We start from the raw sequence: 11,396 nt of genomic DNA on the forward strand, positions 1-11,396 counted from the left end.
TTTCTTGTTATCCTGAAATGATTGTTTTTATTCTTCGGTGGCTCCCACAATTTTGAAGTAGGCGCCGCTGAGTTTTTCATTGATGCGCAACTGGCAGGCCAGGCGGCTGATATCTGTCACATCCGGGAGGGTATCCAGCATATCGAGTTCGTCGCTGTTGGAGATCGGGAGATTATCAAACCCCTCCATCACCTGCACGTGGCAAGTGGCACAAAGTGCCATACCGCCGCAGGTGGCGAGAATATGATATTCACTTGCTTTCAGCGCCTCCATCAGGCTCAGGCTCATATCGTCCGGGATTTCCAGCTCCTGTACGGAACCATCGCGGTCTTCTACTTTAAATTTGATCAATGCCATTCCGGGTAAAAATTAGAATTCGTTAATACCGTTTACAGTAGTGTATTTGAAGCTCAGCTTCTGATCGGGATACACATATTTGAAGGCGCTCTGACACATCAGCGCTGCTTCATGGAATCCGCAAAGAATGAGTTTCAGTTTGCCGGGATACGTATTGATATCACCGATTGCAAAAATACCTTCCACGTTTGTCGAATAATCAAAAGTATTTACCTGGATCGCAGATTTTTCGATATTCAGTCCCCAGTCGGCAATAGGTCCCAGTTTGGGGCTCAGGCCGAACAGCGGTATCAGGTAATCGGCCTCCATAGTGAATTCGGAGCTGTCGTTTCCGGTGATGGTCACTTCATTCAGCACACCGTTACCGTTGATTTTGGTCACATTTGATTTCAGGATCAGGTTGATCTTTCCTTCCTGAGCAAGGTGGAATACCTTTTCTGCAGAATCGGGTGCGCCGCGGAATGTTTCACCCCGGTGAACCAAGGTCACTTTTTTCGCTACATCGGAAAGGAAGATCGTCCAGTCGAGTGCAGAATCGCCACCGCCGGCCAGCACAATATTTTTATCGCGGAAGGTTTCCGGGTTTTTCACCATATAGGCAACACCACGGCCTTCAAATTCCTCCAGACGCTCCACAGCCGGTTTGCGTGGCTCAAAACAACCCAATCCGCCTGCGATCACCACCACTTTGCAATGGATCTGAGTCTGATCGCTGGTCGTTACAATAAATGATTTGTCTTCCTGACGTTCCAGCTTTTCCACGCGCTCACCCAGTGTGAAAGTAGGGTGGAACGGATCGATCTGTTTGCGCAGATTGTCAACGAGTTCCTGCGCATTTACAGTGGGGTAGCCCGGAATATCGTAAATAGGTTTTTGCGGATAAATCTCTGACAGCTGCCCGCCGATCTGTGGCAACGCATCAATCAGATGGCAACGCATTTTGAGCAGTCCGGCTTCGAATACGGCAAACAAGCCTACCGGCCCTGCGCCCACAATGCATATATCAGTGTGAATCATTATGAAAAATTATAGGAAAATGATTTTTTGAAAAATTTTCGCAAAGATAGCAAATGCCCCTTAGCAAAAAAGTTAATTGCCCCCTGAAAAAGCAAAGCGGTGATTATGAATATCTATTTTACCAATTTAGTTTTTCTTTAATGAAAATAGCAGGCCGTTTGCGGTATAGAAACGGTTATCTTCGCAGCGATTATCGTCTGGCCGGTGGGGTACTCCCTCTCGGCAGGCATCCTGCCAATAAAATGAAGAGAATTGCTATACTCGGATCCACCGGATCCATCGGAACCCAAGCCCTTGAAGTTGTCTCGGCTCATCCTGATATGTTCCAGGTTGAGGTATTATCTGCACATGCCAATGCCGATCTTCTGATCGAGCAGGCAAAAATGTATAAACCCAATGCAGTGGTGCTGACACACCAGCCGAGTTTTGAAAAAGTGAAAAGTGCGTTATCCTCGAGTCCCATAAAAGTATTTTTCGGACAGGAAGCGTTGTGTGATGTGGTGCAGTGGGAGACCGTAGACATTGTGCTGGGCGCAATTGTGGGCTTCGCCGGGTTACATTCCACCTTCGCGGCAGTAAGCGCAGGCAAGCATGTCGCGCTGGCCAACAAGGAGACCCTGGTGGTGGCCGGAGACCTGGTGATGCAGCGTGCTGCAGAACGCCGTTCGCTGCTCGTACCGGTAGACAGTGAGCATTCCGCATTGTTCCAGTGCCTCGTGGGAGAGCATCCCGATAGCGTGGATAAGGTGATCCTGACTGCCAGCGGCGGACCTTTCCGCGGTAAGAAGCCGAATTTCCTGGTGAATGTAAAGGCCTCACACGCCATGCAGCACCCTAACTGGACTATGGGCGCCAAGATCACGATCGACAGTGCCACGCTGATGAACAAAGGACTGGAAATGATCGAAGCGAAATGGCTGTTCGGACTGAAGAATGAGCAGATCGACGTGGTCGTGCATCCTCAGAGCGCCGTCCATTCATTCGTGCAGTTCAACGACGGATCGCTGAAGGCACAACTGGGCATTCCCGATATGAAGCTGCCGATACAGTACGCGATGGCTTTCCCGAAGCGCATTCCGAACGCATTCAAGCGTTATGATTTCAAACAATTCAATACACTTACCTTCGAAGAACCTGATTATAAAACTTTCCGTAATCTTGCACTCGCGCGCGACGCGATGTTCAAAGGCGGCAATATGCCCTGCGTGCTGAATGCCGCTAATGAAATAACTGTTCAGGCTTTCCTGCAAAACCGTGTGGATTTCCTCGAAATGAGCGATATCATTGAAAAGACCATGCAGAAAGTCGATTTCGTGGAACGTCCTGCAATGGAGGATTACGAACGCAGCGATGCGGAAGCAAGACGCTATGCGGAAGAATTTGTAAAGCAGAGTCCGCTCGCAACGCACTAATTAATTATAACAACACTGAATGTACGCACACAGCTTTTTTTTAATGGCACAATGGCAGGTGAAAGGCCTGCAGTTATTTGCCGCACTATCCCTTCTGATTATTCTGCACGAACTCGGGCACTTTGTTTTTGCCCGGTTATTCAAGACGCGCGTTGAGAAATTTTACCTGTTTTTCGACTTCCTGTTTCCGTTTGGTAACGTGCTGAACTTTTCTTTGTTCAAAAAGACAAAGGGAGACACCACCTATGGTATCGGCTGGTTCCCGCTCGGTGGGTATGTGAAGATCGCAGGTATGGTGGATGAGAGTATGGATAAAGACCAGCTCGCCCTGCCTCCGCAACCCTGGGAATACCGTTCCAAAAAGGCCTGGCAGCGCACGCTGATCATGCTGGGGGGGATCATCGTGAACGTGCTGGTCGCTATTATTATCTACGTGGGCATCTTCAAATACTGGGGCGAAAGCTATCTGCCGCTTCAGGAAATGAAATACGGTATACAGGTGGATTCTGTGGGGTATAAGCTGGGACTGCGCAACGGCGATATGATCATGGCGCTGGACGGAAAGCCTGTTTCCAAAATGAATGAGGTCACCAAAGGCATTCTGCTGCATAACGCAAAGACCATACAGGTGAAAAGAGCCGGAGCGCTTACCGATGTTACGGTACCTTCCGGCACGATCCGGAGCATGGTAAAGGCAAAGTCATTGTTTGCGACACCGGTCATCCCGATGGTCGTGGATTCCTGCAGTTCCGGTTCTTTCGGCTATTCGATAGGCCTGCGTAACGGCGATACAATCCGGAAGCTCAATGGTGAGCCTTTTGCGGATATCAGCAAATTCAACGAAAAAAAGCAGCACCTGGCCGGACAGCCGGTGGTGCTGACTGTTGTGCATGCAGGGGGTGACACCGCACTCTTATCCGGCGTATTGCCTAAAGACAAGGTGTTCGGCTTTCGTACGGTCAGCCCCGAGCAATTGTTCCATTTTAAAGACGTGGAATACTCCATGGGCGCTGCTATTGCACGCGGGGTGCGTTTCACCGGGGAGCAGTTTGTGGATTACTGGTACCAGTTAAAATTATTATTTACATCCAAAGAGATCAAAGCTTCCGAAAGCGTAGGCGGTATCGGAACCTTTGCCAGCCAGTTCCCCGGCGAGTTCGACTGGCACGCTTTCTGGATGTTCACGGCATTTATTTCGATCATACTTGCGTTTATGAACCTGCTTCCGATCCCGGGGCTCGACGGTGGATATGTGATTTTCCTGATCTGGGAAATGATCACAGGCCGTAAAGTGAGCGACAAGGTGATGGAAGTGGCCACCACCATCGGGTTGGTGCTGCTGCTCGGACTGATGCTATACGCTAACGGCATGGATATTGTCAAAGCGCTGCGCTAAATTCCGGGCTCATTGAATTTTTGAAAGCGATCCGTTCCATGCGGGTCGCTTTTTTAATTTGTATTTTTGAGTGATAAAACGAGCGATATGACTCCGGCAAAAAAGCAATTATTATTGCAATTCCTTATCACAGCTGTGGTGTACTTTGTGCTGCAACTGCTGTTGGTCGAATCTGATCATGAGCGTCCTGCCTTTCTGAAGGCTGCCTTATCCGCGGTGGTATTTGCTGTGCTTACAGGCATCTCAACCTGTTTTATATCGAAAAAGTTCCCTCCGGGATCAACCCGTTCCGGGTCGGACCGTAAGCCCGGAAACGTATAAGAACACAATAAAAGCAGTACCTTCGCGGACTATTTTCATACAATGACATCATCAGAGATACGCAGTAAATTTCTTGAGTTTTTTCGCTCCAAAGGCCACGCTATCGTGCCTTCTGCTCCCATCGTAGTAAAGAACGACCCGACATTGCTGTTCACCAATGCCGGTATGAACCAGTTCAAGGATTATTTCCTGGGTAATAAAGAGGCGGTGGACAAGCGCGTTGCCGATACGCAGAAATGTCTGCGTGTAAGCGGTAAGCATAACGATCTTGAAGAGGTGGGTGTGGATACCTACCATCATACCATGTTTGAGATGCTGGGTAACTGGAGCTTCGGCGACTATTTCAAAAAGGAAGCGATTTCCTGGAGCTGGGAGCTGCTTACGGAAGTGTACGGTATGGACAAAAGCCGCCTGTATGTGACGGTATTTGAAGGCGACGCTAAAGAGCAATTGCCTTTTGATGAGGAAGCATACAACGAGTGGAAAAAATATGTTGCTGAAGAGCGCATTCTCCGTGGCAATAAAAAAGACAATTTCTGGGAGATGGGTGATACGGGTCCCTGCGGTCCCTGCTCCGAGATACATGTGGATTGCCGCAGCGACGAAGAGCGCGAGGCTGTTCCCGGTGCTCAGCTGGTTAATGCAGATCATCCGCAGGTGATCGAAATATGGAATAACGTATTCATGCAGTTCAACCGGCTGAAAGACGGTTCGCTGCAACCGCTTCCTGCGATGCATGTGGATACCGGAATGGGATTCGAGCGACTCGTGCGCGTATTGCAGGGTAAGCAAAGCAACTATGATACGGACGTATTCACCGGCACCATCGCGGCAATCGAAAAAATTACCGGTAAACAATATGACTTCAGCGATAGCCGTACGGCAATTGCATTCCGTGTATTGTCTGATCATATCCGCGCTATCGGATTCACGATCGCAGACGGACAATTGCCGGGCAGTACGGGAGCAGGCTATGTGATCCGCCGTATCCTGCGCCGGGCGGTTCGTTATTATTATTCGTATCTGGACTACAAGCAACCTCTGCTGCATCAGCTGTTGCCCGTTATTGCGGTACAGTTTGAGCAGGTGTTCCCGGAACTGAAGCAGCAGGAAGAATTCGTTACGCGCGTAATCCGTGAAGAGGAAGATGCTTTCCTGCGCACGCTGGATAAAGGTCTGCGCAAGATCGATGATATCATCCGCCAGTCGCAGGGTATGATCAACGGTAAAGAGGCTTTTGAATTATATGACACTTACGGATTCCCGATCGACCTTACCCGCCTGATCGCTTCTGAAAACAAGCTGCAGATCGACGAGCCAGCATTTGAAGCTGAAATGAAGCAGCAGAAAGACCGCTCCCGTGCGGCCACAGCGATTGATACGGAAGACTGGGTAACGGTACACGAAATTCCTAAAGTGCAATTTGTCGGCTACGAAGAACTGCAGTCGGAAACACGTGTGGCGCGCTACCGCAAAGCGAAAGCGAAGGGGAAAGAACAATACCAGATCGTGCTGGAGACAACACCTTTTTACGCTGAGAGCGGAGGACAGGCTGGCGATACCGGTGTATTGCAGATCGGTTCGGAAACGATTGTGGTGAATGACACCAAAAAAGAGAATGACCTGATCATCCATTTTACGGATAAAATAGCAGCAGATATGGCGGCGCCGGTGACGGCAAAAGTCGACTGGAGCAAGCGTCTGCCTACCATGTCTAACCATAGTGCCACGCACCTGATGCATGCTGCTCTGCGCGAAGTGCTGGGTGCGCACGTGGCGCAGAAGGGGTCGCTGGTAAATGCAGACGTGCTGCGTTTCGACTTCTCTCATTTCAGCAAAATGACGGATGTGGAAATCCATCGCGTTGAGGATATCGTGAACGCGAAGATCCGGGAGAATGTTCCGGTAGTGATCCGCGAAATGCCTAAAGAAGAGGCGTTGAAGCTGGGCGCAATGGCGTTGTTCGGGGAAAAATACGGAGATAAAGTACGTGTGGTGACCATGGACCCTGACTTTTCGGTGGAACTCTGCGGAGGTACGCACGTGGGATCTACCGGCATGATCGGGGCGTTTACCATTGCGGCAGAAAGTGCCGTGGCGGCGGGCGTCCGCCGTGTGGAGGCTTTGACCGGAGCTGCGGCCATGCAGTATTTCGCGGAAAAAGTTACCCAGGCAAAGCAGGTCTCCGAATTGCTGAAATCCAAAGATGCCGTAAAGTCCGTCGAACGGTTGATGGAAGAAAAAAATGCACTCGAAAAGCGCCTGGAAGCATTCGAACAAAAGGAACTCGGTGCGATGGCTCATACTCTGGCTGCGGCTGCGGTTCAGATCAATGGTGTGGCATTTGTGGGAGAGACGGTGGACGTGAACAGTGCGGATGCGCTGCGTAAGATGGCTCCCGCGCTGAAGGCTGCTTTAAAGGACGATTTCGTGGTAATACTCACTGCCGCGGTAGAGGGCAAAGCCCAGGTATTGCTGCAGCTCGGAGACGCAGTTGCCGCCAAAGGAATGGATGCATCGAAGCTGATCAAAGAACATATATCCGGACTGATCAAAGGCGGCGGCGGCGGACAGAAAACGATGGCTACAGCCGGAGGTCAGGATACTACACAACTGAATAAAGTAATAGAAACCATTAAAGGCCTGTTGTAATACACAGGCTTTTTGTTTGCCCCTTGCGGGCCTAAAAGAAACGATTTATGATACAGGCAGGATTATATTATATGCTCCCGGTAGTGAAGACCGTAGATTTCGGTGCTTACCTGGACGGAGGCGAATCCGGTGAAATATTATTGCCCAAACGCTGGGTGCCAGGCGATTTAAAAGCTGGTGATAGCATTGAGGTATTTATCTATCACGATAATGAAGGACGGCTGATCGCGACGACCGATCACCCGAAAGGAGTGGTGGGCGATATCGTAATGCTGGAAGTAAAGGACATCATGCACCAGGGTGCTTTTCTCGACTGGGGCCTGATGAAAGACCTGTTCATTCCATTGTCGCAGCAAACGAGTGTGCTGTACACAGGCATGAAAATACCGGTACTCATCTACATCGATGAAATGACCGGCAGGGTGGCGGCCACAGAGAAATTCCAGCAGCAACTGAAGCATAATCCGGTTACCGTACAGCAGAACGATGCGGTAAACCTGCTGGTGACGCGTAAGACGGAACTGGGTTATGAAGTGATCGTCAACTCAAGCAATATCGGACTGATCCATTTCAGTGATGTGTTTTACGAGCTCAAGCGCGGCGATCGACTGAAAGGTTTTGTAAAGGCAGTGTTGCCGGAAGGGAAGCTGGATATTATGCCCGGAGAACGCGGCTATAAGCGCGTGGAGACCGAAGCGGATAAGGTATTGCGTCTGCTCGCGGAGAACGACGGTTACCTTCCTTACCACGATAAAAGTGAACCGGATGAGATCTACGATTTTTTCGGAATGAGCAAAAAGACCTTCAAAATGGTGATCGGCGGATTGTTCAAAGCAAAAAAGATAACGCTGGAACGCAGTGGTATCAAGCTCGCTGAGGAAGTCTGAGAAAAAGTGCGGAAAAAAGCTACAGATAAATTTTGTTTTTTCGGTAATCCCTTTATCTTTGCACTCCCTAAACGGGACAGGTGAGGTGGGTGAGTGGCCGATACCAGTAGTTTGCTAAACTGCCGAACGGGTCAAACTGTTCCGCGGGTTCGAATCCCGCCCTCACCGCTGAATATTACTCCGGCCAGAAGTAATATTTAGAGAGCTTAACAAAAAGGCTCGGGAAGTAGCGCAGGCCGGTAGCGCACCTGGTTTGGGACCAGGGGGTCGCAGGTTCGAATCCTGTCTTCCCGACACAGTAAGAAAAGTCCACGCATTGCGTGGACTTTTTGTATTTGGCCGTATAAGAGAAAGCTTGCTTTCGAATTAGAAGGTCAAATACAAAAGGCAGCGAAGTAAGCTTTTCTTACTGTAGACCTCCCCCCATTAAAAGGAACATCGAAGATAATCCTGTCTTCCCGACAAAAAATTGAGAAAAGCCCGTAGTCATTTGATTACGAGCTTTTTTATTTCTTATTTGTTTCGTTTAAAAGCAGCTACATTGATACCTTCCTTGACCGTAATTGCAATGCTACGGAGTTTGTGAGCCACATTAAGAATGCACTGGCACAGGGCCAATACAACTGGTTTCTGAACTAGGACTATAAAATTCGATAGCCTATGTCTTAATAAACCTATTCTGTCCACTATTGCAGCCACAACAGTGTGCTGGTGATTAATCCCGTTGGCAAGCTCAGGAGGTTGTACACTCCCTTTCGCGTGTTTAGTCAATCAAACGAGTCTGGAAAGCGTAAAGCTTACATTGTAGAAGAAGTATTCAGTGATGACGCTTCCAAGCTGTTTTATCTGATTAACGGGAAGGCGTATCAGCACAGTTATTTCACGATTGAGATACAATTCTGATTAAATTGACAAAAAAGTTGGCAACTTGGTTGATTCTTCTACTTTAGGTATGAATCAACCAAATTTCCCGAATAACGTGCAAAGCGTTTCTGTAACTAATTGGATTTTCTTTTCAACAGCCCAATGCGATTACATACTTAACAGGGTCTTTATTGTGTCCTCATCGCCGCTCATTTTTTCCGATGGAAGTTCATTTTCGCTTTTCTTGGTTAAATAAATTTCTTCGTTCACAACATCTCCTATTGCCAAATGAGTATTGAGATTATAAACGTAGCTAGAAATTTTTGACGGAGATTTTTCGCCACCAAATTGCAATCCAATTGTAAGAGGTTTATTTAAGTCCTTACTAGATACGATAACGTCGAAGTGTGACAATAGAGGTCTTCCATGGGTCAATATCGGCACAGTGTCATCATTGCGATTGTTATAATTTGTCCTATTTACAACGATGTCGCCTGGATAAGCTATGATGGATATAAAAGCGTTGATTTCGTTATTAAATTGGGAGGTATTAAAGAGGAGTTTCGTAAAAGTGAGAACCACACTATTCGCGGAAGTTGTAATTCTTCTCAGCTTTATGTGTCCTCTCAAAACTGGAAAATCTTTCCCCTGTATGAGTGCTTTGATGAGATAGTGAGGGGCTATTCTTGTTTGGCCATCAAGTCGCAAGAAGTATCTATTGTCAAATTGGTGCGGCCTGTCAATGCTTTTATCAACTTCTATAACTATAACAGCATTGTTACTGTCGCCATTTTTTAAAGGCATTACTCTTATTCCAATTGGCATGGGAATAATGTTTGAAGATATTTTGTTTATCAACTTGTCCCTATCAAGGCCCTCATCGAATGGTGTCAGTGCGCCAGTTGCTTTGGCATTGCCATTGGCATCCTTAGTTTCAGATGGAGCTCCCCATATAATAATCCCCCCTTCTGAATTTAGTAGTGCGCAGACACTCTTAAAAATTACCTTTTCTTTATCCTTATAGGAGCCTTGGTTATTGAAAGATTTGAATTCCAGATTTAATGTTTCCTCTTTTTCTGATGAAAAAAAACGCTCTAAATCTTCATATGTTAGATTGTATAGATCCTTTCCAAAGATTGCAACTGAATATTTCATTGTTGTACTTTTTTTAAATGAAATTGTATTTTTTGCTCCAATATTAAGTGCTGTTTCTGATTATACTTAAAAATAGTTTATTTTTTTGAATTAGGCGATGTATTTCATTGTTCGTAATTTAGATAAATCTTAAAATGTAAAATTATGTCAAGCTGCTATGTCTGCACGAACGAAATAACCGATAAAAATCGGAGTCAGGAGCACATAATATTGAATGCGATGGGTGGGAAATTAAAAAGCTCAAACCTACTTTGTAATGAATGCAATAGTAAAATTGGCCATGAGGCAGATGGAGAACTTGCTCAGCAATTTCAGTTTATGTCAGGCTACCTACAGGTAAAGCGCGATAATGGTAAAATCCCCACTACTAAGGGAGGTAAATTAGCTGATGGAACACGCATTGATTTAATCGACGGTATAAGGCCAAGGTTTGCCAGTCCAAAATACGAAGCTACGCCTATTGCTGATGGCTTCTGTTATAATGTAGTGGCAAGAGATGAAGTAGAAATGAGAAGCATATTGACAGGCCTAAAAAGGAAACATCCAAATCTTGATATCGAAGATGCGATGAAAGCAGTTAATCATAAGAAGGAGAGGTTAAACGAGCATATTAGTTTTTCCCAAACATTTGGAGGAGAGCTTGCTTTTCGGTCAATAGCAAAATCGGCACTTAATTTTTACATGCTAAATAAAGGTTCCAGGGAACAAGTCTTGGATTTAATATCTTATGTATCAGGACAAATTAAACTAGATGTTGTTAAGCATTTTCATTCTAAGAAGAACTCCTATAGAAAGGACGCTAACGAGATTATTCACTTGCTTCATGTTGTCGCCAAGAGGCGTGAAAAGCTGTTATATTGCTACGTTGAATTTTTTAGCACTCATTCTTATCTTGTGCTACTTTCGTCAGATTATTGTGGACCTAATCGTTCGCATACCTACGCATATAATCTATTAACCGGTAAAGAAGTAAATAAGGTAGTTGACTTGAATTTGACTGCAAGTGAGATTGTTAATATGGATACCCATTTTAAAGATTTTCCACAAGTAAAGGATAGGAGTGACAGATTTATGAAGATTGCAACTAAGCTTCAGACGGATAATATAATTGACAATATCATTTCAACAGCAGTTAATGATATTTTTGCAGTGAAGTATGGTCATGAAAAAATAATTACTCATCAGATGAGTGAGGAACTTTCAGGTAGAATAGCTCACGACATGGTCGCATTCTATACAGGGAATTATAAATGGTAATAATCAGAGCGTGCTGAAATCGGTATTATTTTCCTCCCAATACAAGATTTGTAAATTGAATTTAATAGTCAATGCCAT

The 11,396-nt window shown here is 46.3% G+C and carries 9 protein-coding genes, 2 tRNA genes and 1 pseudogene; 9 read left to right on the plus strand and 3 right to left on the minus strand.

Annotated elements, in window-relative coordinates:
* Positions 1–27: 27 nt before the first annotated feature.
* Positions 28–357, minus strand: coding sequence for a 2Fe-2S iron-sulfur cluster-binding protein (locus ABD846_RS01355; protein ID WP_344821901.1), 330 nt, complete (start codon positions 355–357; stop codon positions 28–30).
* Between the two features lie 12 nt (positions 358–369).
* Positions 370–1,374, minus strand: a complete 1,005-nt coding sequence (locus tag ABD846_RS01360; RefSeq protein WP_344821903.1) for an NAD(P)/FAD-dependent oxidoreductase — start codon at positions 1,372–1,374, stop codon at positions 370–372.
* A 158-nt stretch (positions 1,375–1,532) separates the two neighbouring features.
* On the opposite strand from ABD846_RS01360, the gene ABD846_RS01365 reads away from it, so the two are divergent.
* The 8 genes and pseudogenes from ABD846_RS01365 to ABD846_RS01400 all read left to right on the plus strand — a co-directional run.
* Positions 1,533–2,786, plus strand: a complete 1,254-nt coding sequence (locus tag ABD846_RS01365) for a 1-deoxy-D-xylulose-5-phosphate reductoisomerase (RefSeq protein ID WP_344821905.1) — start codon at positions 1,533–1,535, stop codon at positions 2,784–2,786.
* Between the two features lie 19 nt (positions 2,787–2,805).
* Positions 2,806–4,182, plus strand: coding sequence for an RIP metalloprotease RseP (rseP, locus tag ABD846_RS01370; protein ID WP_344821907.1), 1,377 nt, complete (start codon positions 2,806–2,808; stop codon positions 4,180–4,182).
* Between the two features lie 87 nt (positions 4,183–4,269).
* Positions 4,270–4,503, plus strand: coding sequence for a hypothetical protein (locus ABD846_RS01375; protein ID WP_344821909.1), 234 nt, complete (start codon positions 4,270–4,272; stop codon positions 4,501–4,503).
* 42 nt (positions 4,504–4,545) lie between these two features.
* A complete protein-coding gene (gene alaS, locus ABD846_RS01380; RefSeq protein ID WP_344821911.1) occupies positions 4,546–7,155 on the plus strand; it encodes an alanine--tRNA ligase in 2,610 nt (869 codons plus the stop codon).
* A gap of 47 nt (positions 7,156–7,202) precedes the next feature.
* Complete coding sequence (locus ABD846_RS01385) at positions 7,203–8,042, plus strand: CvfB family protein (RefSeq protein WP_344821913.1); 840 nt, start codon at positions 7,203–7,205, stop codon at positions 8,040–8,042.
* Between the two features lie 79 nt (positions 8,043–8,121).
* Positions 8,122–8,210: transfer RNA gene (locus tag ABD846_RS01390), tRNA-Ser, on the plus strand.
* A 52-nt stretch (positions 8,211–8,262) separates the two neighbouring features.
* Positions 8,263–8,336 (plus strand) — tRNA-Pro (locus tag ABD846_RS01395).
* Positions 8,337–8,549: 213 nt separating this feature from the next.
* Positions 8,550–8,681, plus strand: a pseudogene (locus ABD846_RS01400) (DUF3871 family protein); the annotation flags it as partial.
* A 393-nt stretch (positions 8,682–9,074) separates the two neighbouring features.
* On the opposite strand, the gene ABD846_RS01405 reads toward ABD846_RS01400, so the two are convergent.
* Positions 9,075–10,061 carry an AlbA family DNA-binding domain-containing protein gene (locus ABD846_RS01405; RefSeq protein ID WP_344821915.1) on the minus strand — a complete coding sequence of 329 codons (987 nt, stop codon included), beginning with the start codon at positions 10,059–10,061 and terminating at the stop codon, positions 9,075–9,077.
* 144 nt (positions 10,062–10,205) lie between these two features.
* Between ABD846_RS01405 and ABD846_RS01410 the strand changes: the two genes are divergently transcribed.
* Positions 10,206–11,318, plus strand: coding sequence for an HNH endonuclease (locus ABD846_RS01410; protein ID WP_344821917.1), 1,113 nt, complete (start codon positions 10,206–10,208; stop codon positions 11,316–11,318).
* Positions 11,319–11,396 lie beyond the last annotated feature (78 nt).

This window comes from Rurimicrobium arvi, assembly GCF_039540495.1.
In the GTDB taxonomy this organism is placed as follows: domain Bacteria; phylum Bacteroidota; class Bacteroidia; order Chitinophagales; family Chitinophagaceae; genus Rurimicrobium; species Rurimicrobium arvi.

Bases quoted from the DNA above. Each gene is read 5' to 3' on its own strand.
- ABD846_RS01405 (WP_344821915.1), bottom strand. From the start codon at position 10,061: ATGAAATATTCAGTTGCAATCTTTGGAAAGGATCTATACAATCTAACA.
- ABD846_RS01375 (WP_344821909.1), top strand. From the start codon at position 4,270: ATGACTCCGGCAAAAAAGCAATTATTATTGCAATTCCTTATCACAGCT.
- ABD846_RS01410 (WP_344821917.1), top strand. From the start codon at position 10,206: ATGTCAAGCTGCTATGTCTGCACGAACGAAATAACCGATAAAAATCGG.
- alaS (WP_344821911.1), top strand. From the start codon at position 4,546: ATGACATCATCAGAGATACGCAGTAAATTTCTTGAGTTTTTTCGCTCC.
- ABD846_RS01385 (WP_344821913.1), top strand. From the start codon at position 7,203: ATGATACAGGCAGGATTATATTATATGCTCCCGGTAGTGAAGACCGTA.
- ABD846_RS01360 (WP_344821903.1), bottom strand. From the start codon at position 1,374: ATGATTCACACTGATATATGCATTGTGGGCGCAGGGCCGGTAGGCTTG.
- rseP (WP_344821907.1), top strand. From the start codon at position 2,806: ATGTACGCACACAGCTTTTTTTTAATGGCACAATGGCAGGTGAAAGGC.
- ABD846_RS01355 (WP_344821901.1), bottom strand. From the start codon at position 357: ATGGCATTGATCAAATTTAAAGTAGAAGACCGCGATGGTTCCGTACAG.